Raw genomic sequence first — 20,625 nt, 5'->3', positions numbered from 1 at the left:
GCTTACTCTTCAGGTACGAGTGTGCCTCTGATTTGATAGGCTTTACCGCGGAAGAAGGCCAGTTCAACGCCTTTTTGATTGCACAGGGTAATATCGTAGACACCGGTACGGCCGCTGCGAGAGCGTTCTTGGGCGATAGCGGTCAGCACATCACCTTCAAAGCCCGGAGCGATGAAATCGATATTGCAGCCACTGGCAACCGTTGAGCGGTTGTAGGAGTTGCACGAATGAGCAAAGGCGGTATCACAGAGCGCGAACATCATGCCGCCATGGCAGGTTGAGTGCCCATTGAGCATGTCTTTGCGCACCACCATGGAGAGTTTGGCATAGCCGGGAGCGATCTCATCAATGCTGATGCCCATCCCTTGAGCCGCATGATCATTCAGGTGTAGCGCAGCACTGGCGGCTTCAGCCAGTTGTTGTGGGGTCATGTCATTCGGGCTCATTAGGCACCTCCAGCGACTTTGCGTAATAACAGCGGTGATGCACGATAGCGGTCTTCGCCATAGGCATCCATCAGATTATCGAGTACATCCAGCGCATAGCTGAGCTCTAAGTTGTTAACCCATTCGATTGGGCCGCAGGGGTAGTTCACGCCACCTTTCATGGCGATATCAACAGCCGCTTCATCACAAACCTGCTGGTTGACCGCATCAAAGCCTTCGTTTGCCAGCATACATACGGTACGCATGACGACCATGCCGGGAATATCATCGATCACACTGACGGACTTGCCAATCGCTTGGAACAATCCAATGGCCGCCTGCAGGGCTTCATCGGAGGCTTGATCGGCGGGGGCAAGAGCGATCCGTGTAGCGCGAGTGTAATCCAGCGCAAGATCGAAATTAATCAGATTCGGACGCATGGTTTCACCGGCTCGCATGGTGGTGAACTGGCCATTAGATAGCATCAGGGTGGCATCACCGATGGTGATCATCCCTTCAACTTCATCATTGTCGGTGCGCTCAACATGAATGCCCGCTTGTTCAAATAGATCCAGCAACGGTTCAGCCACGCCAAGCTCACCTTCCACCATGATCGACTTCGGAGCCGGGTAGGCAGGCGCTGTTTGTGCTTCAGGTTTGACTGCGCCTTCACTGTAATCATAGAAGCCTCGACCGGTTTTACGGCCAAGGTGTCCCGCATCAACCAATTCTTTTTGAATCAGGGACGGGGTAAAACGTGGGTCATTATAAAATGCATCAAAGACCGAGCAGGTAACGGCATAGTTAACATCATGGCCAATAAGGTCCATCAGCTCGAAAGGTCCCATGCGGAAGCCACCACATTCACGCATCAGTGCATCGATGGTAGCAATATCGGCTCCGCCTTCTTGGGTAATGCGCAGGCCTTCAGCATAAAATGGGCGGGCAACACGGTTAACAATAAAGCCCGGTGTTGATTTAGCCAGCACCGGCTGTTTGCCCCAACTCGCTGACAGCGCATAGATATCTTTGGCGATCTGCGGGTCAGTATCCAGTCCATTGATGACTTCAACCAGCTTCATGACAGGCGCTGGATTGAAAAAGTGCATACCGACCAGATTCTGCGGTCGTTTGAGGCTCGCACCGATAGCGGTCACCGAGATAGATGATGTGTTGGTGGCGATAACCGCATCATCGGCACAGATATCTTCGAGCTGGCCAAAGACCTGCTGTTTAACATCCAATCGCTCAACGATGGCTTCGATGATCAGCGCCGCTGGCGCCAGTTCTGTGAGTTGGCTGACTGGTGTAATACGGGCAATCAGTGCATCAGCATCTGCCTGAGCCATCTTGCCACGGCTTACCTGTCGTGAGAGTCCCTTGGCGGTATTATCGATACCGTGCTGTGACGCGCCGGCGGCGCTATCGAACAGCAGCACCGTATGACCAGCGCTGGCGGCAACTTGGGCGATACCTGCGCCCATAGTACCGGCACCGATAACGGCGATTATTGAATCAGTATTAAAACGACTCATTTGAACATCTCCAAAATTCGTTTTGTATGTCTTGTTTTAGTCGGCGTCAAACGAAGCTTGCGCAGGGCGTAGAGTTCGTCGATCTCACGGGATTGCTGTGCTTATTTGCCTTTAAACGTTGGTGCCCGTTTGGCCATAAAGGCGCTCACGCCTTCGCGGTAGTCTTCAGTCTGTCCGGCCAATGTTTGCAGATCGCGTTCAAGATCCAACTGCTCATCAAAGCTGTTGTTAGCTGAGGCGTGCAGCGAGCGTTTGATCAATGCTAAGCCTTTGGTTGGCTGGGTGGCCAGTTGTTTGGCCATGGCCAGTGCAGCGTCTTTTAATTCATCCGCTTCATAGGTTTTCCAGATCATGCCCCATTGCTCGGCTTGCTCGGCGGAGATTTTATCGCCTAATAATGACAATGCCATCGCGCGGGGTAAGCCGACTGCACGAGGGAGTGTCCAAGTGCCACCGGAATCAGGAATCAGACCAATTTTGCAGAACGCCTGAATAAAGCTGGCGCTCTTGGCGGCCAATACAATGTCGCAGGCCAGCGCAATATTCGCACCGGCACCGGCGGCGACACCGTTGACGGCACAGATGACAGGCATTTCCAATGAGGTCAGGGTGCGGATCATTGGATTGTAGTTCTTTTCGATGGATTCACCCAGATTTGGCACCGCCGCATCGGGGTCGACCGCCCGGTCGCTGAGGTCTTGTCCTGCACAAAAGCCACGACCGTTACCGGTAATCAGCAGGCAGCGGACAGCGGCATTGGTTTTGGTTTGTTTCAAGGCATCACGGACTTCCGTGTGCATCTGGCCGTTGAAGCTGTTGAGGCTGTCCGGACGGTTAAGTGTTAGCACGGCAACGCCGTCGGTAATTTCAAATTCGATATGTTGGTAAGTCATTGGATTATTTCCCCTTAAATTCTGGTCGGCGTTTTTCCATGAAAGCAGCGATGCCTTCATTACGGTCTTCGGTAGCGGCAAGCAGGGTGAATGCTTTTCGCTCAAGATTAAGGCCGGTTTCGAGTGTGGTTTCGTAGGCTTTGAGTAGCGATTCTTTGGCTAAACGGACCGCTAATGGCGGTTTGCGGGCAATGCTTTTCGCTAAGGTTAAGGCGCGTTTGTAACTCATTTCAGGAATGGTCACTTCGCTGACTAAGCCAAAGTCACGGGCTTGTGCCGCCGAGATAAACTCACCGGACAGCACCAGTTGCATAGCCATCGATTTACCGACGGTGCGCAGCAGTCGCTGGGTGCCACCGGCGCCGGGAATAATGCCGAGATTAATTTCGGGCTGGCCAAATTGGGCATTGTCGCCGGCAATCACGATATCGCAGTGCATCATCAGTTCGCAGCCACCGCCGAGGGCGAAGCCGTTAACCGCGCCAATAATGGGTTTAGGATACTGGGCGATACGGCGCCAGTAGGTCGGGCGAATATCATTCATCACGCCAACGGCATCTAGCTCGGCCATCTCTTTAATATCGGCGCCGGCGGCGAAGACTTTCTCTCCACCGGTAATAACCACGGCTTTAATGCGCTCATCGGTGATCGAGGCATCTAGGGTATCGGCAAGTTCTCTTAACAGGTTGTTACACAGCGCATTACGGGCGGCGGGCCGGTTGAGGGTGATGGTGATGACACCGGCTTCCGGTTCGCTGACCAGAATATCTTGATAATCGGACATGGTTGATCTCAGCATAAGGGTATCGAAATTGGGTAGCAGAGCCTTAGGGCTCGCGACCGTTTATTATTATTCGGGCTTTGTTAGCCTTATCATCGTACGTATCGCTGTGCTTACCTTAGCGTGCTTTGGCAGTACGTCTAGTCAATAACAGCATTAAGTTGTGACAGAAGCGTTCGGTATTCACGCGTACAGCTGTCGATATAGGCATCGTTTACTCTGTTCGTCACGGGCGATTTATCCATCTTAGGTGAGGGTACACCGTTGATGACGGCGCCACTGTGCCAAATCAGCCTTGGCAAAGGTTACCGTAAAACGGCAAAGGGATACAAATATATTATCAATAAATTATCTTTTCGTATCACTTTCTTTAGTGTATCTTTTAACTTACTTCGATTTTCATCCGACAGTTTAGATTAGCCTGAGCAAACAATGCTTAAATAAAGACTCTCTTCTAAACTGTTTGATAAACAGTATGCAGGCAGCATGGCGCTGATTTAAGCGAACGCTTAAAGATGTCGTGCTGCAAAGATATAGAGCCTGCGGGCTGAATAAAATAAAGAGACCTTGTATGAGCCAATCCCTGTTTGAATTGCACAAAGCGAAACTTGATGCCGCGCTGAACGCTATCCGTACCCGTGATTACTATAGTGCATACCCGGAAAGCCCAAGCCCGCGTAAGTATGGTGAAACCGCCGATAAAGATGGTCAGAGTGCCTTTAAAGCGCACCTGAATAGCTCATTTACACTGGATATGCCGGGTATTACCGGTGAAGCCGGAAATGAAGTGTCACCCTATGGTTTTGATCTCGGTATTAAATATCCGACCGTTGATATCGATGTATTACTGCCGGCCATGAATGCCGCGCGTAAAGCATGGCGTGATATTGGCGTTGATGCGCGCACCGGCATCTGTCTAGAGATTCTTAAACGCATCAATCAGCGTAGCTTTGAGATCGGTTATTCAGTGATGCATACCTCGGGGCAGGGCTTCATGATGGCCTTTCAGGCCGGCGGCCCTCATGCTCAAGACCGGGGTTTGGAAGCGATTGCCTATGGTTATGATGCGATGACCCATACGCCGGGTGCGGCTACTTGGACTAAGCCACAGGGTAAACATGACCCACTGGTGATGGATAAGACCTTTACCGTTGCCGGACGTGGCGTGGCGCTGGTTATCGGTTGTTCGACTTTCCCTACGTGGAATACCTATCCGGGCCTGTTCGCTTCATTAGTAACGGGTAATCCGGTTATTGTTAAGCCTCATCCCGCTGGTATTTTACCTGCCGCATTGACCATTAAAATTGCTCAGGAAGTGTTGAGTGAGCAGGGCTTACCTCCGTATATTGCGTCGATGGTGATTGATGCTGATCCCGCACAGCCCTGCACCAAAGCGCTGGCCCTGCGCGAAGAGATTCGCGTTATCGACTTCACTGGTAATACGCCGTTTGGTGATTGGCTGGAACAAAACTGTCATCAAGCCGAGGTATATACCGAAAAAGCCGGTGTGAATACCATCATTATCGATTCAACCGATAACTTTAAAGGCATGATTCAGAACCTGTCATTTACCCTGAGCCTGTATTCTGGACAGATGTGCACCACGCCGCAGGATATCTTCATCCCTGCCGATGGTATTGAGACTGATCAGGGCCATAAAAGTTTTGATGAGGTGGCTGAAGCACTGAGTACCGGTATTACCCGTTTCCTTTCTGACCCTGAACGTGCGGCGATGGTCTTGGGTTGTATTCAAGCTGAAGTGACCGACAAGCGTATCGATAGCGCCCGAGAACTGGGTGAAAAGATTGGTACCGTTGTACGTGAATCTGATCGTCCTGAAAACCCTTGGTTTAAAGAGGGGCGGATGCGTAGCCCGCTGCTGATTGCCGTGGATGCGGATCAGGAAGACGCGTATATGGAAGAGTTGTTTGGCCCGATTAGCTTCCTCGTGCGGACTAACAGTAACAACCATTCGATTGAGTTAGCACATAAAGCGGTTAAAAATCATGGTGCAATTACCATGGGCTGTTACTCAACTAGCGAAGCGGTGCTGGATCAAATTGAAGAGGCCGCGCTGGATGCTGGGGTGGCGCTGTCTATCAACCTGACTGGTGGTGTCTATGTTAACCAGAGTGCAGCCTTCAGTGACTTCCATGCCACCGGTAGCAACCCTGCGGCTAATGCGACCCTGTCGGATCTTGCCTATGTGGCCAACCGCTTCCGTATGATTCAGAGCCGTAAACACGCCTGATGCTTGATGCGCTCCGGCCTGATCACAGGCCGGTTTGCTGAGAGTGATACGCAGGCCGGTTGGTCGCGTATCGCTTGAGACAGAACCTGATTAACTGACGATTGACAAGAGTGCCTTATGAGCTACCAATGTATTCTGACAGAGGTAAAACAGGGGGTTGGTATTATTACCCTTAACCGCCCTGAAGCGATGAATGCCCTCAATGCGACTTTATGTCGTGAAGTGGGTGAGGCGGTCGACCGCTTCGAAGCCGATGATGCTATCGGTTGTACCATCATTACCGGTGGTGAGCAGGTGTTCGCTGCTGGTGCCGATATTAAAGAGATGAAAGATCAATCTTTCGCTGATCTGCATAATCGAAATTTTCCGTTCATCCAACGGGACTGCTGGCGGGCCATTGATGATGCGCGTAAGCCTGTGATCGCTGCGGTCGCTGGGTTTGCCCTCGGCGGTGGATGTGAGATGGTGATGGCCTGTGATTTTATTATTGCGGCTGACAGTGCCAAGTTTGGCCAGCCAGAAGTGAGTATCGGCACGATGCCGGGCGCCGGTGGCACGCAGCGTCTGACGAAGTCGGTGGGTAAGGCTAAGGCGATGGAGATGTGCCTGACCGGTCGTATGATGGGCGCCGAAGAGGCGGAACGTGCTGGACTAGTGGCACGGATTGTTGCTGCGGATGAATTGGCTGAACAAGCCTTGAAAACTGCGACCAAGATTGCCGCTATGTCTCGGCCTGCGGTGATGCTGATTAAAGAAAGCGTGAATATGGGCGTCAGTGCATCCATCGACGATGGCATGCGGTTTGAACGTCGAGCATTCGAAGCGACCTTTGCTTTTGATGATTGTTCTGAAGGCATGAACGCCTTTGCCGAAAAACGTAAACCGGTGTTTAAAAACCGCTAAGTTTTGTTTGTCCGTCACACTGTTTGAATAAAGCCGCCAGCTTCAATCATGGCGGCTTTTGTGTTTTTATCGATCCTCGAATTAAATAAAGTAAATGATAAGTAGCTAGAGCTAATATTATGAAATTAATTGGAAAAACGGCTTGGATTACCGGTGCAAGTTCGGGTATTGGTCAGGCAACAGCTCGGCTGTTGGCCGCTGAAGGTGCTGACTTGGTGATTAGTGCCCGGCGGGAAGAGCGCCTGCAACAATTAGCGCAGGAGCTTCGGGCGTTGGGGCGTCAAGTCTGTATTGCACCGGCGGATGTGTCCAACCGTCAGGCGATGCAACAGGTGGGTGAATTGATCGCGGCGCAAGGCGGGGTTGATATCTTGATCAACAATGCGGGTACCATGCCCATTAGCCCGATTATCAATGGCCGGGTCGATGAGTGGGAGCAGATGATCGATACCAATATTAAGGGTGTATTGTATGCGATCAACGCCGTTTATCCCGGTATGGCCGAGCGTAAACAGGGCCATATCGTCAATATTAGTTCGATCGCGGCACGCCAGACCTATCCTAGCGCCGGAGTGTATGCGGGCACTAAGCATGCGGTTCGAGCGATCTCTGAAACCTTGCGCAAAGAGGCGATCCGCTATGGGGTGCGGGTAACAGATGTACAACCTGGTGCGGTGGCGACTGAACTGCCCGATAGTATCGTGCATGACAAGATACGGGCGGCGGTGAAAGAGAATATGTATGCGGCCGAGATGCCTAACCTGCAAGCCGAAGATATTGCCAATGGGATACTGTATGCGGTAACCCAACCGGCCCATGTTGATGTGAGTGAACTGCTGATCCGGCCGATGATGCAGGAGTAATTGCCGCACCGATGTTGTGTGCAATGCAGTTGAACGTTAAATAGTCATATAAAACCATTTTAAATCCGTGGTTATCATTACTGCGCGGTTAACGTAAGATCGGCCTTTGAATTTTACGATTAACTGCGCTGGGTAAATATTGTGTATAAGCTACTTATTTTTGACTGGGATGGCACCATTATCGATTCTGCTGCGCGGATCATTTCCAGTATGCAAAAGGCGGCCCGAGATCTAGATCAGCCGGAACTATCTGATGAAGCGGTACGTAATATTATCGGACTAGGGCTGCCCGAAGCGATTCGAGTGCTGATCCCCGGTGTTGACGATAGCCTGATTGCACCGTTGCGCGATCGTTACGGTCATTATTACCTCAACGCCGATGATACCCCGACCGAGCTGTTTGACGGGGTGGAACAAACCCTGATCAACTTAAAAGAGAAGGGTTATCGCTTGGCGGTGGCTACCGGGAAGAGTCGGCGTGGGTTGGCGCGGGTGTTCGAACAAACCGGTCTTGAATATCTATTTGAAAGCTCCCGCTGCGCCGATGAAACCACCTCGAAACCCCATCCGCATATGCTCGAAGAGATTCTTGCTGAAACGGGCTTGAGTCCTGCCGATGCCGTTATGATCGGTGATACGGAATTTGATCTGGAAATGGGTGTCAGAGCAGGGATGGATACAATTGCGGTGAGCTATGGCGCCCATCATGTCGATCGGTTGACCCCCTATAAGCCGGTATTGTTGATGCATCAATTTACTGAGCTAGAAAGCTGGTTGACTCAGGCCTCATTAACGCAAGCGTAAAAGTGACATAATTTAAGCCAGATAATGTAAGGAGAACCAAGTGGGCTCAAATCCCTGGGAAGCAGAAGACAGCAAGGATACTGATAGCGTCAACTCGCCGGAACATGACACACAATCATCGGCGCAAAAAGCCAAACCGCAGGAGCATAAAACCAAAGAGTGGCGGTTAATCGAACGCACCATGATGGGGCTGCAAAAAGAGCAACGCAGCGCCCGTCGCTGGGGGATCTTTTTTAAACTACTCACCTTTGGTTATCTGTTTGTCATTCTCGGAATCTATCTGTTTGCTGATGTCTTCACGCCGGAGATGGATGAAAGCGAGACGCATACCGCCGTGGTTCAGGTGAAAGGGGTGATTGCCGATGGTGAAGATGCCAGCGCTGATAAAATCATCTACTCACTGAGGAAGGCATTCGCTGAAGACAGTGCCAAAGCGGTTATTCTGCGAATCAACAGCCCCGGCGGTAGCCCGGTGCAATCCGGTTATGTGTATGACGAAGTGAAGCGTTTACGCGCCTTGCATCCCGAGAAAAAAGTCTATGCCGTCATTCTCGATATCGGTGCTTCTGGGGCCTATTATATTGCCGCCGCCGCCGATGAGATCTATGCCGATAAAGCCAGTCTTGTGGGTTCTATTGGGGTGGTGTCATCGGGCTTTGGTTTTGTCGATCTGATGGAAAAAGTGGGTGTTGAGCGGCGTAACCTGATTGCCGGTGAGAATAAAACCTTCCTTGATCCGTTTTCGCCGCTGGAAGACAAAGACCGTGCGTTCTGGCAGACCGTGCTGAATACCACCCACGCACAGTTTATCGATCAAGTGCGGAAAGGGCGGGGTGATCGTTTGAAAGAAAACGATCAGTTATTCAGCGGCTTAGTATGGACCGGTGAGCAGGCCTTAGAACTTGGCTTGATTGACGGCCTAGGTAGCAGTAGCTCCGTTGCGCGGGATATTGTCGGCACTGAAAAACTGGTCGACTACTCGCCGAAGGGCACACCGTTGGAGCAGTTAATTGACCGCTTAGGCGTCAGCTTTGGTAAAACCATCGCCACCCAATTAGGGCTGAATAATTCAGTACAGCTGCGTTAAACCGCCTATTGTTATAGCAAGGCCGCGACAGAGATGTCGCGGCCTTTTTTATTTAGTATAGGAGCCCCATTTAGGGACGATAAGCTGCAGTCAGGAATGAACCGCATCGATACAATCAAACATTTATCGCCGCCAGAGGCAGCTCCTACGAGGCATTTAAAGCGCCGATGTGGGAGCCCCTTTTAGGGGCGATAAGCTTGATCGGGGCAGATCCAGCGAACATAGGTTTGTTCTGTACACTAACGGCCATTGCGAGCACGAATATGGTGTAAACTTTTTACTGTCTTTATATACAGTATGATTTGAACTTTTCAAGGAAAGGGGACACACTTTGTTTTCGTGCTTGCCTGTTTATTTGGTTGGTGATATTTTGAATTTTAATAAAATCAATAGGTTATAGATTTGGTTTGCATGTTTATAGGCCACTCGTCACCGAAATAGTGTGCACGCACGCTTTTCTGGAAGGGAATAATCAAACGATGGAAGGCTTCACAATGAAATCAGTTGGTTACAAGCATAAGCCCGGTGAGTTAGCGCCAGTATATCAGGCACGCACACGAATAAGCTGTTAGGTGCCATGAGAGTATTTAGGAAAAATAATGGAAAAGTTTTCAAAAAAAGTATCTGCGGATGAATTCTTAAATTTTACTGGTTATCCCATTTTCGATCGAATTAAACCCCTTATAGAATGCCTAGAGGTTAAATACATTCGTTGCTGGTCAACGAATGCTGTTACGACTGCAGAAGTTCATATTGAGCACCCGATTGCTAAGCACGTCACAATTGGTACTGGAAAGAAATATCGAGATAGAGCCAGAGTTGCAATAAGCCTTAAAAAGGTAGACTTATTTGAAAAATTGTATGGTAAGTTACCTCGAGAAAACTCCTCAACTTACGTCAAATATGACGATGAGGGGTTTACTATGCTTCAGCATATTGCTAGCAATTGGGGGAATCTATCTCCAAAAGTGATGAAGAGTTGATTAACTCTATAGATAAGATTCACAGCAACGAAGACTATGCCGACTACGAGAAACAAGCTTTAACGAAACAAAGAATTGGGCATAGTGCATTTGCTAAAAAAGTAAAGGCTCGTGCTGGTAATAAGTGTCTCATTAACCGTAATATTTGTCGCAATTTAATAGCATCTCATATTAAGCCTTGGGCATACTCTGAAAATGATGAAAAAGTAGATATTGCAAATGGGGTTTGCCTATCTCCCAACTATGATGGACTATTTGAGTATGGAATAATCAGTTTCAACGATGATGGCACCATAATTATTTCTAGCTTGTCTGAAGGTGAAATGGGAGCTTATGGACTCAATGGTAAAGAAAAAATTGAAGTGAGTCAGGCACAAGCCAAATATCTGACATGGCATAGAGATAACAAATTTAAAAAATAAATTTCAAAGTTCACTGCACACGGCAGTACGCACCTAACAAGACCTTGAAACGGACAAGTTACAGCTGGCTGTGTTCGCTTCGCTCACAATTTTAGCCAGCTACAATTTTCCGCTTAAGGTGGCGTTAGAGCGCCAAGCAAAGCTTGGTGCATCTTGCGAGGTGAAAGTCCTCGTCCGGTAAAGCTAAGCCCGCAGCCGGTATCGAGTGTTGCGCCTGTGGCGGAATTCTCTGGATCGAAATACTTTCCAGATTTTTTTCTTCTGAAACTAAATCAGCAGAATGAACAAAACGGGTGAAGCGTACACAGAGAACTGCGTAGGCCATAGGGGGCCGTGCTCCTGAAGTGTTGGTATCGCCTCGACAGATCGTTCCGATTGGCCAAGTGTGTAACATTACTGAAGCCAGAATGAAAAACTCGTTATCGGTTAGAGTTTTGAGAATCGGTGGGGTTATCAAACCGTGGCATGTGCAGAGAGATGCATCAGGAACTTGGGAGATCCAAATGATTCCTAAAGGACGTAGGTAAGGATGTTTAATCGAAAGATGAAACGAATGAAGATCATTTGGAAGTATAAAACATCAGTTTGGCTTCAGGAAAGCCATCTATCGAGGACTGGCTAAAAACGATAACAAGCTGGCGATGCTGTTTGCCTTAGCTAATGTGTTTAGGGTTAACCAGATGATACGGGCGGCAAGGGGTTAATCCGTTCAAAATCCACTAAATAAGGCTAATTCGGCTTATTTAGTAGCGAAAAATACTAAAATAAGTAGCATCTTGTGCTTTTTGCTCGAATGAAAGAAGTTTAGTGCATTGTGACTTCTTGATCGCAGCTTCCCTAACAAACACATGTTGTCGGACTGGTTTTCCGCTACGTTCCAAACCAGCGGAAAACGCAGGAGTTAGATCACTATCACCTCACAACAAAAGGATGTTTATGATGAAAACTCGTTTGCTTATTGTTGCTATGAACATTGCCGCAATCACAGGCTGCGCAAATACTGCTGAGTACTTAAGAAGTCAGCCAGTTGCTTATTTTCCGACTGAAACCACTTTGGCTGTACCGGACGAGTTAAAGAGTTTGATATCTATTCATTGCATGAAGGAACTCGAATTAAAGAACGAGGTAAACGGCAAAAAACAGAGCCAGTGTTTGTATTTATCTGCAAACGCTAGCAACCTAACTTCAACCATAAAGAAAGAGGATGAGCCGATCGTTCGAGATAAAGCCATTTCATATTTAACATCAATATCAGACTTGAATTGTTCGAATTTTCTTCACCGTGCATTTGCGAACAAGGCTAGTATGGAATTCTCAAAGAGCTTTTTGGGTGATCTAGCCACTGGCGCAAGCGCTGGAACAGCCTATGGGAATCCCGGTGTATCTGCAGCACTTAGCGTAGGAAATCTAATCGTGGGAAAAGGCGTGGAATCATTTAATGCCACCTACTACTACGATAAAACATTTCAAGCCATGGAGGCGGCTATTGAAGCAGAGCGGACGCGAATTAAAACGTATATTACAGCACGACAAGCGAATGCTAGAAAGAAAGATGCAGCCGTAAAATATGATATTGTTGATGCATTGTCTGATATTCGAAAATACGATGATTCATGTTCAATTAAAGCTGGTTTAGCCCAACTCGTAAAACTCGCTGACCAGTCAAATACTGAAGAACAAAAAATAAAAGTAGAGGTTGAGTTGTCTGATAACCCTGGGGGCAAAGCTTTGAAATACCAAGGTGTCTCATCCAAATAATATGATCTAACAAATTAAAAGGGGTCAAAGCCCTTTTGCAGAAGAGTTGGACAGGTAAAGCGGGGATGCCCAAAGAGAGCGATTGATTGAAAAGGGCTTTGGCCCCTTTAATGTACGCGGGGCCGGCTCTGCCAACTCGCCTCCAGCCTACGCCTCATATAATATTCTTGCTCATCAGCTCGCAGTTTTACGTCAGGCATCCTTCAGACTGCCCCTCGCGGGTTAGCCCTTGCCATTCGCTAGTAGTTTATTGTCTACTGACAACATGGTGTTCGACGGTCATCTTCCTACAGAGGACTTTCACCTTATTAGTTCATGCCCGTGCTGGGCGTACACAAGGCGCTGCTGCGGAAAATTTACGCGCTAGCGCTCAGAAATTTCTACAGAGTGTGGCGTTAGTGCGACAAGCGAAGCTTGTCACAACTTGCAGGGTGAAAGTCCCTGTCGGGTAAGAGTTAGCCACTCACCCGTATCGAGTCTTGCGCGGTGCGCGGAGTCTGAGATTAGTGAATCACTTTTCTGCGTGAGGACGCAATCAGATGAACAACCACCGTGAAGCGTAGACAGAGAATTATGTAGGCCATAGGGGGTGCCGTGCCCCTGAAGTGTTGGTATTGCTCCGAAAATAGCGAATTTCAGTTGACCAGACTTATAACGCAGTCGAAGTCCATGCAAAGCAACCGATTAGGCGAGGTTGTGGCGAACTGGCGGAGTTATCAAACCGTGGCATGTATAAAGAGTTATGACAGGAACTTGTGAGATCCGGACGTGCTCCCAAGGGAAATGGGTAGGGCTGCTGAGTAAAATACGAGGCGAACGAAGGCATCCCGGAAGTCGGATCAGCTCATAGTAGTCTGAGGGCGGGAAAACCGTCTACCTGGCGAAGGGGCTGACAGTAGTATCACGGCGTTTAATAGATACATAGTCCGGACAACGTAGGGCTGGAGACACTATGACAACTGCCTTAAACGCCATAGCATTTAAAGCACACACCCACACGAAGCATCGATTTCAGAATCTTTATGGACAGCTGAGAGCCGATGCGCTGTATCGTGCATGGGCACACCTCAATAAACAATCGGCTGCGGGTATTGATGGCGTTACAACGCAACAATTCGAGCAGCGATTACCCGAAAACATCCACATGCTGGCGCAGCAACTTAAATCTAGGCAGTATCGAGTTGATGACATCAAGCGTGTGTACATCCCCAAAGGGAATGGCAAAGAGCGGCCATTAGGCTTGCCCACCGTTGCAGATAAAGTGGTGCAACAAAGTGTCTCGGAGTTACTGCAAAGTATCTGGGAGCACGACTTTGTGCCGAACAGTTATGGCTATCGTCCGCATAAAAGTGCGCATCAGGCCATACACAGTCTGCAATTGAACCTTCAATTTAAAGGCTACGGGTATATTGTTGAAGCAGACATTAAAGGTTTCTTCGATCATATGGATCATACTTGGCTGATGCGCATGTTAAAGCAGCGCATTGATGACAAGTCGCTTCTCAATCTCATCAATCAATGGCTGAAGGCCAGAATTAAAGAGCCTGACGGACGCTATAACAAGCCTGCATCAGGCACGCCGCAAGGCGGTGTAATCAGCCCCGTGCTGGCGAATATCTACCTTCACTATGCTTTAGATCTGTGGTTCGAGAAGAAGATCAAACCCAAGCTTGAAGGCAGGGCAATGCTCATCCGTTATGCGGATGACTTTGTGGTGGCATTTCAATATCAAGACGAAGCGCGAGCCTTCTATGAGCAACTGGCTCCCAGATTAAGAACCTTTAATCTGGACGTCGCGCCGGAGAAGACTTCGATTAAACGCTTTAGTCGCTTTCACCCGGGACAACAACGGCATTTTGAGTTTCTGGGTTTTCGTTTCTACTGGGATAAGGACTTTAACGGCGAGCCGCGGCTCAGACGAAAGACTGCCCCGAAGAAGCATAAGATGGCCTTGCAAACGTTTTATGCGTGGATTAAAGACAATCGCCATCGGCGACTGGATCACTGGATGCCACAACTGAAGCGCAAGATTATCGGATTCAGAAACTACTTTGGGTTACCGGATAACAGCATGAGTGTGGGGCGGATCTACGATCACATACTCAAGAGTCTGTATATCTGGTTAAACAGACGAAGTGGTCGGAAAAGTTACACGTGGTCAGGGATGAAGGAGATGTTAAGATATTTTGGAATCCAGTCCATGCGAGTGAGTAAAAGATGGTTAGCCGTGGACTGGTATTGAGGGTCTGTGTTTTACACGGGCAAGGATATTATTGAAGAGCCGGATGCGGTAGTTCCGCACGTCCGGATCTGTGTGGGGTCGTCTCGGTAACGGGGCGCTCTACCATGACTACGTTTAGGAGGTTTCATGCCTAATCAATATCGAAGAAAAATAGAGCCCTATGTGTCGGAAGAGATAAGCCTGTCGCGTGCGGCTCGCAAGTCTGGAAAACCGGAAATCGAGTTTCAGAATCTAGAGAATGCACATGTACTAGGTCAGGCATCAACGCTGCTACATACCAAGGTGCATATATTGATGTTTGCTTGGGCAATAAGAAATTGGAAAATTCGGGAGCTACTGGGTCAAGTGCTGCGCATTGTAGGGGCATTTACTAAGACTGCATTCGGGTTAGTACCTGAGGGCAACACTGGGGGAAGCAATATCGGCCCATTCACAAAGCTTCCTATTAATTCAAGTTACGCAAAAATAATAGATCGTGCTAAATCCAACGTGTAACAAGGCGCTGTTACGGATTGCCTTACTGCAAAGTGCGGCGTTTTGCTGCAATATAATTTTTAAATGATTTATCGTTGAAGGATAAAAAATGGAAGTGGCGCAAATTTTAACTATTGTTTTCATTTTTATTATTATGGTGCTCATATTATTTATGCGGGGTTCATTAAGCAAAAAAGATAAAGAGCGAACCTTGGATTTTATCAAAATTGCTAATGATCTACAGATGTCTACCTCCGATAAGGTTGATAGATCATCCCGATTTCTCAAAAAAATACTTGCTCAATAGTGATGACGAATTAGCTGTAAATAGATTATTCAGTGAGAAATTGATCCGTTTTATTGAAAGATTGGATGGAATTAATATAGAAGGAGTGGGCAATCAGTTGATTGTTTACCGCCCATACACACAAATAGAAACGAGCAAATTTAGACAGTACAAACAGGAAGCGACCCAGATATTCGAGCAATTTCGTGGGCAGGCAAATATTATAAAAGCATATCTACAGCTTGTACTTTCCAATCAATGGCTGCAATGCATAGTCGGGTAAGGACTGGTATCTAGCCACCCCTTCCCACAACACCCTGCATGCGGGTTCTCACAGAGCGTTTCACGCAGAATGGTTAAGCTTAATCCAACCATCACGAAGCTCGAACAACCCTTTGGATTTTAAATAAGCATTCGATAATGCTTGGTTTATCCTCGGAGCTTTCGAGCTACGCCACGGCTGCCTGCCCCCGAGATTCTTGGCTCAGGGCTTTTAGGGTTTTGAGGTTTGGCTCGCCCTCTCTCCTCAAAAACAAGCACAATAAGCGAACAGCAGCCCATAGAAGTACTTCGATAAAAGCAACATATATGTTTCTTTTCACAACTAAAATGCTTCAACACCGTAAAAGCAATTTATAAGTTGCTAAGGCCAATAAAAGAAACTAATATGTTGCTTAATGGTAAATAGCAACATATACGTTTCATTATGAATTCACTACTCGAACAGATCAAAAAACGCCGTATCGCATTGAAACTCAAGCAGCACGATATGATGCTGCGCGTTGGTATATCGCGCCAGCAATATCAGCGTTTGGAATCCAAGGGCAACCCTCGGCTTGATACTCTTGAGCTTGTCGCTAAGGGGCTTAAAAGTGAGTTGCTGTTAATACCACAAGAAAGATTGAATGCGGTGCTGGCGGTACTGGCCGACGATAACCCGCCATCCACTGGGGCACCAACCAAGCTAAGCCAGACGGGAAAAGAACAAAGCAACCCACTGGCCGATGATCCATGGCAGGGCTTGCTGGGAGAGAATGAATGAGCACAGACAGCCATGATGAAGTAAATGTTCTAAAGCTCTCAATTCATGGCGTGCTGATCGGTTATCTCGCAGGGTTTAAAAATGGCCGCAATGTATTGAGCATTGCCGACTCATTTAAAAACGATCCTGATCGCCCGACATTCAGTCTGATTACTCATCCCGCGTTTCCGCATGCGGCCAAGCTCATGGCTGCGCCATGGGTACGGAATCAACGGCTGCATCCAGTGCTTTCAAACTTGTTGCCAGAGGGATCATTACGTGAGCTGATCGCACAAGGCCTGAAAGTGCACATGGATAATGAATTCCACATTCTCTCGTATCTTGGCTGCGTATTTCGGTGATTGCGAACGCTTGTTTCGGTTTATTCCGAACACCTGAACCAGCACTTTTTCTCTTTCCCTATTTTTACTCTAAGTGTTCGGATTGCGCCAGTTTTCTCATTGACTCTCCTCCCAGTTCTATTCGATGACTATTGTGAACTAGACGATCCATTAGAGCGTCTGCGACGGTGGCGTTGCCGATCATGTTGTGCCACTCCTTGACAGGTAACTGACTGATGACGATTGTGCTGCTGTTTTGGTAGCGGTCTTCAAGCACTTCTAACAAGTGACCAGCATGCTCTTGAGTCAGTTTTTCCATCCCCCAGTCGTCTAGGATAAGCAGGGCTTTTTTAGCGAGAGACTGAAGTTGCTTTTGATAGCTACCATCCAGACGACCTGCGGTCAGATCATCAAGCAAGCGAGTTAAGCGGTAGTATCTGACGGTTTGCTGTTGGTCGCAGGCGCTGGTTGCCAGAGCGCAACCAAGATAGGTTTTTCCTGCACCTGTTGGGCCTGTAATCAAGATATTCTGGTGCTTGTGCAGATAACTCCCCGTCAGAAGTTCGCTCATCTGTTTGCGATTGAGGTTTCGTCCCTCCTTGTAGATGAGTTGACTCGGTTGCGCATCCACTCTCAGCTTAGCTTGTCGTTTTAAGCGTTGTATTTTGCTCTGATTACGGTTCAAGATCTCGCTTTCCAGAAGCAAGCTTAACCGCTCCTCGAAGTTCAGCTCTGCGTAAGTGGTCAGTTGCTCTTGTTGCTGCTCTAACGCTTTCGCCGCATGGCTCAAGCGGAGGCTTTTGAGTTGATCATTAAGTGCGTTCATATCTTTTCTCCTAGTGATAACAGGTCGGGCCTCGAACATTGCTGTGAACAAGGTTCGGCGTATTCGCTTTGTCTTTACTCAGTTGCCCTTCACGATTGTTCTTGAGTAGATTGTTGACGAAGGTGTAATTGGGTTTTGTCAGCATCAGTGCATCTTTACAGGCTTGCTCTAGGCGCGATTCACCATGGGCTTTGCTTAGGTTGAGTAACCCCAGACAAGAACGATAAGACTGCTCTGGATGAGGCTTGGAGTTAAGCATCTTATTGACAACTTCTCGTGTGGCTGGGCCGATATTGGCTCCCCAGTTGAGTAAGCGTCCAGGCGACCACTTTTGATGTTGATGATTACTCGGCATGTGCTCTGGTTGAGTGCTGTTTCCGTGCTCCCTTTGGCTACGTGGGTGCTGAGCGACCAAGTTACCTTGATGGTAGATTTGCACCAAACGGTTGGAAGCTTCCAGTTCGACATGATGGCCAACAAGCTGATGAGGAACCGAGTAGTAATGGCGGCGATATTCGATGTGATAATCAGGCCCCACTTTGGCTCGTTTGGTTTCGGTATATAGGTATCGCTGCTTAGGCAGTGGCTTCAATGCAGGTTTATCGAGTTTGTCGAACAGCGCTTTACGACTTGCACCATACTGTTTCATCTCACGTTGATTTAAGTCATTCATAAGCTCACGGATGGCCAAGTTCAGCTCTTTGAAGGTATGGAAGGTTTGGTGTCGTAGCCGCATCATGATCCAACGTTCCACTAGGAGCACGGCATTCTCTGCCTTGGCTTTGTCTTTCGGTTTGTAGGGGCGAGCAGGCATCACAGCAGTTTGATAGTGATTTGCCAGTTTTTGATAGCTGTCATTAAGTCTTGGCTCATAGCGATTAGCTTTGGTGACCGCGCTACGCAGGTTATCGGGAACCAAGAGCTGTGGTACACCGCCGAAGTGTTCGAACACATTCGCATGCGCCTCTAACCAGTAAGACTTACCTTGACTAGGGAAGGCTTCAACATAGGTGTAATTTGACGCGCCTAAGGTCGCTACGAATACTTCGGCTTCGCGCACTTCACCTGTATCAGGGTTGACGACTTGAAGCCGAGGCCCACAGTAATCGATAAACAGCTTGTCACCTGCAACATGGAGCTGACGCATGCTGCGCTTTTGGGTTTTGAACCAACGAGTGAAGTGCTCGCAGAACTGAGTGTAAGCGTAAGCCTGCTCTTGATATTGCTCATGGTATTCCTGCCACAACAACATCTTTGTCATGCCTTTACGCTTGAGTTCGACAGCGTACTGAGCGAAGTCTGGCATGACCTTGTGTCGACTGGCTTTCTTCGAATGATAAAGAGCTTTAGTAAGGTCTGTATCACTGCAACCTTCTGGGAGAGGCCAGCCTATCTGACTTTGCTTAAAGCGAGCGACAAGTTCTGAGACTGTTGCAAGGCTGACATTGAGACAACTGGCAATACTACGGTAGGACAACCCACACTCGTACTTAAGGCGTAATACCTCTTTGATTTTGTTCATTGGAGTTCTCTTTTTAGCCATTGTCGCTTCCTTACGTTCTTTTTTAAGAAGTAAAGAATAGCGAGCTATTGATTTAAAAGAGAAAAAGGAAGGATTTCGGGCATTCCGAACGCGGTTTTCGCTATTCCGAACGCTGATTTCGGAGTTCGCTTAAAAGTGTTCGGATAATCGCGGAATGTGCGTTCGGATTAAACCGAAATAGGTGTTCGGATCATACCGAAATGGCTGTTCGGAATGCTCCGAAATACGCACTTGGCGAAGATTTACCGGGAGCAATCGAAGCTACGCCAATGGAGCCTGAAGATGTTCCCGTCCTTTTATTAGAGCGTGGCCTGAGTATGCACGGAAAGGCTAAGGCGGTTAAGTTCGATAAAGTCACCCAAGAAAACAAGTTTTCCTTGGCGGGCGTACAAATGAAGTTTTCCATGAAGGAGAAGGATGGGCGCTATAACTTATCTAAGGGTGACGTGCTGGGTGACTGGATCATCAAAACGCCTTCAACCAAGCATAAGTTTGTGCCACTGAACGAATATACCGCCATGTCGCTGGCGGGGCTCGTTGGTGTTGATATCCCTGAGATCAAATTGGTTGAGCTGGATAAGCTCGACAATCTGCCACAAATTAACTTACCCGATGAAAAGCAAGCCTTTGCCATTAAGCGGTTTGATCGTGATGACGATTTACGCATTCACATGGAAGACTTCGCGCAAATTCTAGTGAAGTACCCGCACGAAAAGTATACATCAGCCAATTACGAGAATATCGGCAAAGTTATTTATAATTTTTCTGGCGACGGGTTGGCCGACGCTCAACAGTTCGCAAGACGTTTGCTGGTGAATATTCTCTTGGCGAATGGGGATGCGCATCTCAAGAACTGGAGCTTTTTATATCCTGATAAGGTCACGCCACGGCTATCTCCTGCCTACGATATCGTGACAACCAACGTCTATATCGAAAACGAAAGCCAATATGCGCTCAACCTTGGTAAAACCAAAGAATGGTATACCGTCACTATGGCGCATTTTCAGGCGTGGGCAGATAAATCGGGTATTCCGTGGAGGGCAATAAAGCCGCACCTAGACGATACAATGAGCAAGGCTAGAGAGTTATGGCCTGAGGCTCTTAAAACTCTACCGATGGACGAATCTCACAAAGAAGGCCTTAGATCGCACTGGGCTAAGCTGCAAGACGACTTCAAGATCTGACCC

The 20,625-nt window shown here is 48.2% G+C and carries 20 protein-coding genes and 1 pseudogene; 15 read left to right on the top strand and 6 right to left on the bottom strand.

Annotated features, from left to right (window positions below):
* Positions 1–2 precede the first annotated feature (2 nt).
* From paaI to paaF, 4 genes are all read right to left on the bottom strand, one after another.
* On the bottom strand, positions 3–446 hold the full coding sequence (gene paaI / locus AC0L4K_RS09660) for a hydroxyphenylacetyl-CoA thioesterase PaaI (RefSeq protein ID WP_417223006.1): 444 nt from the start codon (positions 444–446) through the stop codon (positions 3–5).
* A complete protein-coding gene (gene paaH, locus AC0L4K_RS09655) occupies positions 446–1,960 on the bottom strand; it encodes a 3-hydroxyacyl-CoA dehydrogenase PaaH (RefSeq protein WP_473269097.1) in 1,515 nt (504 codons plus the stop codon). The genes paaI and paaH overlap by 1 nt, the downstream gene beginning before the upstream one ends.
* Positions 1,961–2,061: 101 nt before the next feature.
* On the bottom strand, positions 2,062–2,853 hold the full coding sequence (gene paaG, locus AC0L4K_RS09650; protein WP_417223011.1) for a 2-(1,2-epoxy-1,2-dihydrophenyl)acetyl-CoA isomerase PaaG: 792 nt from the start codon (positions 2,851–2,853) through the stop codon (positions 2,062–2,064).
* Between the two features lie 4 nt (positions 2,854–2,857).
* Positions 2,858–3,637, bottom strand: coding sequence for a 2,3-dehydroadipyl-CoA hydratase PaaF (paaF, locus tag AC0L4K_RS09645; RefSeq protein ID WP_417223014.1), 780 nt, complete (start codon positions 3,635–3,637; stop codon positions 2,858–2,860).
* A gap of 568 nt (positions 3,638–4,205) precedes the next feature.
* Between paaF and paaN the strand changes: the two genes are divergently transcribed.
* From paaN to AC0L4K_RS09575, 14 genes and pseudogenes are all read left to right on the top strand, one after another.
* Positions 4,206–5,885, top strand: coding sequence for a phenylacetic acid degradation protein PaaN (paaN, locus tag AC0L4K_RS09640; protein WP_473269095.1), 1,680 nt, complete (start codon positions 4,206–4,208; stop codon positions 5,883–5,885).
* Between the two features lie 117 nt (positions 5,886–6,002).
* Positions 6,003–6,788, top strand: coding sequence for an enoyl-CoA hydratase-related protein (locus AC0L4K_RS09635; RefSeq protein ID WP_417223019.1), 786 nt, complete (start codon positions 6,003–6,005; stop codon positions 6,786–6,788).
* A gap of 119 nt (positions 6,789–6,907) precedes the next feature.
* Positions 6,908–7,651, top strand: a complete 744-nt coding sequence (locus tag AC0L4K_RS09630) for an SDR family oxidoreductase (protein WP_473269093.1) — start codon at positions 6,908–6,910, stop codon at positions 7,649–7,651.
* Positions 7,652–7,792: 141 nt separating this feature from the next.
* Positions 7,793–8,455: an HAD-IIIA family hydrolase gene (locus AC0L4K_RS09625; protein ID WP_473269092.1), complete on the top strand. Its 663-nt coding sequence runs from the start codon at positions 7,793–7,795 to the stop codon at positions 8,453–8,455.
* A 40-nt stretch (positions 8,456–8,495) separates the two neighbouring features.
* A complete protein-coding gene (gene sppA / locus AC0L4K_RS09620; protein ID WP_473269091.1) occupies positions 8,496–9,542 on the top strand; it encodes a signal peptide peptidase SppA in 1,047 nt (348 codons plus the stop codon).
* A 599-nt stretch (positions 9,543–10,141) separates the two neighbouring features.
* Complete coding sequence (locus AC0L4K_RS09615) at positions 10,142–10,525, top strand: hypothetical protein (protein WP_473269090.1); 384 nt, start codon at positions 10,142–10,144, stop codon at positions 10,523–10,525.
* Positions 10,522–10,947 carry an HNH endonuclease gene (locus AC0L4K_RS09610; protein ID WP_473269088.1) on the top strand — a complete coding sequence of 142 codons (426 nt, stop codon included), beginning with the start codon at positions 10,522–10,524 and terminating at the stop codon, positions 10,945–10,947. Before AC0L4K_RS09615 ends, AC0L4K_RS09610 begins: the two co-directional genes overlap by 4 nt.
* 563 nt (positions 10,948–11,510) lie before the next feature.
* Positions 11,511–11,651, top strand: a pseudogene (locus tag AC0L4K_RS09605) (IS5/IS1182 family transposase); the annotation flags it as partial.
* A 232-nt stretch (positions 11,652–11,883) separates the two neighbouring features.
* Positions 11,884–12,705 carry a hypothetical protein gene (locus AC0L4K_RS09600; protein ID WP_473269087.1) on the top strand — a complete coding sequence of 274 codons (822 nt, stop codon included), beginning with the start codon at positions 11,884–11,886 and terminating at the stop codon, positions 12,703–12,705.
* A 952-nt stretch (positions 12,706–13,657) separates the two neighbouring features.
* Positions 13,658–14,947, top strand: coding sequence for a group II intron reverse transcriptase/maturase (ltrA, locus tag AC0L4K_RS09595; protein WP_473269086.1), 1,290 nt, complete (start codon positions 13,658–13,660; stop codon positions 14,945–14,947).
* A 126-nt stretch (positions 14,948–15,073) separates the two neighbouring features.
* Complete coding sequence (locus AC0L4K_RS09590; protein WP_473269085.1) at positions 15,074–15,442, top strand: DUF3703 domain-containing protein; 369 nt, start codon at positions 15,074–15,076, stop codon at positions 15,440–15,442.
* Positions 15,443–15,530: 88 nt separating this feature from the next.
* Positions 15,531–15,728: a hypothetical protein gene (locus tag AC0L4K_RS09585; protein ID WP_473269084.1), complete on the top strand. Its 198-nt coding sequence runs from the start codon at positions 15,531–15,533 to the stop codon at positions 15,726–15,728.
* A 685-nt stretch (positions 15,729–16,413) separates the two neighbouring features.
* On the top strand, positions 16,414–16,749 hold the full coding sequence (locus AC0L4K_RS09580; protein WP_473269083.1) for a helix-turn-helix domain-containing protein: 336 nt from the start codon (positions 16,414–16,416) through the stop codon (positions 16,747–16,749).
* Positions 16,746–17,090, top strand: a complete 345-nt coding sequence (locus tag AC0L4K_RS09575; protein WP_473269082.1) for a HipA N-terminal domain-containing protein — start codon at positions 16,746–16,748, stop codon at positions 17,088–17,090. Before AC0L4K_RS09580 ends, AC0L4K_RS09575 begins: the two co-directional genes overlap by 4 nt.
* A gap of 64 nt (positions 17,091–17,154) precedes the next feature.
* On the opposite strand, the gene istB is transcribed toward AC0L4K_RS09575, so the two are convergent.
* Both istB and istA read right to left on the bottom strand, forming a co-directional pair.
* Positions 17,155–17,895 carry an IS21-like element ISVch3 family helper ATPase IstB gene (istB, locus tag AC0L4K_RS09570; RefSeq protein WP_473267100.1) on the bottom strand — a complete coding sequence of 247 codons (741 nt, stop codon included), beginning with the start codon at positions 17,893–17,895 and terminating at the stop codon, positions 17,155–17,157.
* Between the two features lie 10 nt (positions 17,896–17,905).
* Positions 17,906–19,438, bottom strand: coding sequence for an IS21 family transposase (istA, locus tag AC0L4K_RS09565; protein WP_473267764.1), 1,533 nt, complete (start codon positions 19,436–19,438; stop codon positions 17,906–17,908).
* Between the two features lie 200 nt (positions 19,439–19,638).
* Between istA and AC0L4K_RS09560 the strand changes: the two genes are divergently transcribed.
* Positions 19,639–20,622 carry a type II toxin-antitoxin system HipA family toxin gene (locus AC0L4K_RS09560; protein WP_473269081.1) on the top strand — a complete coding sequence of 328 codons (984 nt, stop codon included), beginning with the start codon at positions 19,639–19,641 and terminating at the stop codon, positions 20,620–20,622.
* Positions 20,623–20,625: the final 3 nt, after the last annotated feature.

It is taken from the genome of Amphritea sp. GJ51-11 (assembly GCF_055808735.1).
The sequence above is the reverse complement of the archived record's forward strand: the minus strand, read 5'-3'. Positions and strand labels throughout refer to the sequence as shown.

Excerpts from the sequence above, each read along its gene's own strand:
- paaF (WP_417223014.1), bottom strand. The coding sequence starts at position 3,637 with ATGTCCGATTATCAAGATATTCTGGTCAGCGAACCGGAAGCCGGTGTC.
- istB (WP_473267100.1), bottom strand. The coding sequence starts at position 17,895 with ATGAACGCACTTAATGATCAACTCAAAAGCCTCCGCTTGAGCCATGCG.
- AC0L4K_RS09590 (WP_473269085.1), top strand. The coding sequence starts at position 15,074 with ATGCCTAATCAATATCGAAGAAAAATAGAGCCCTATGTGTCGGAAGAG.
- AC0L4K_RS09585 (WP_473269084.1), top strand. The coding sequence starts at position 15,531 with ATGGAAGTGGCGCAAATTTTAACTATTGTTTTCATTTTTATTATTATG.
- AC0L4K_RS09615 (WP_473269090.1), top strand. The coding sequence starts at position 10,142 with ATGGAAAAGTTTTCAAAAAAAGTATCTGCGGATGAATTCTTAAATTTT.
- AC0L4K_RS09560 (WP_473269081.1), top strand. The coding sequence starts at position 19,639 with ATGGCTGTTCGGAATGCTCCGAAATACGCACTTGGCGAAGATTTACCG.
- ltrA (WP_473269086.1), top strand. The coding sequence starts at position 13,658 with ATGACAACTGCCTTAAACGCCATAGCATTTAAAGCACACACCCACACG.
- paaI (WP_417223006.1), bottom strand. The coding sequence starts at position 446 with ATGAGCCCGAATGACATGACCCCACAACAACTGGCTGAAGCCGCCAGT.
- AC0L4K_RS09580 (WP_473269083.1), top strand. The coding sequence starts at position 16,414 with ATGAATTCACTACTCGAACAGATCAAAAAACGCCGTATCGCATTGAAA.
- istA (WP_473267764.1), bottom strand. The coding sequence starts at position 19,438 with ATGGCTAAAAAGAGAACTCCAATGAACAAAATCAAAGAGGTATTACGC.
- AC0L4K_RS09600 (WP_473269087.1), top strand. The coding sequence starts at position 11,884 with ATGATGAAAACTCGTTTGCTTATTGTTGCTATGAACATTGCCGCAATC.
- AC0L4K_RS09635 (WP_417223019.1), top strand. The coding sequence starts at position 6,003 with ATGAGCTACCAATGTATTCTGACAGAGGTAAAACAGGGGGTTGGTATT.
- paaG (WP_417223011.1), bottom strand. The coding sequence starts at position 2,853 with ATGACTTACCAACATATCGAATTTGAAATTACCGACGGCGTTGCCGTG.
- paaH (WP_473269097.1), bottom strand. The coding sequence starts at position 1,960 with ATGAGTCGTTTTAATACTGATTCAATAATCGCCGTTATCGGTGCCGGT.
- paaN (WP_473269095.1), top strand. The coding sequence starts at position 4,206 with ATGAGCCAATCCCTGTTTGAATTGCACAAAGCGAAACTTGATGCCGCG.
- AC0L4K_RS09575 (WP_473269082.1), top strand. The coding sequence starts at position 16,746 with ATGAGCACAGACAGCCATGATGAAGTAAATGTTCTAAAGCTCTCAATT.
- AC0L4K_RS09630 (WP_473269093.1), top strand. The coding sequence starts at position 6,908 with ATGAAATTAATTGGAAAAACGGCTTGGATTACCGGTGCAAGTTCGGGT.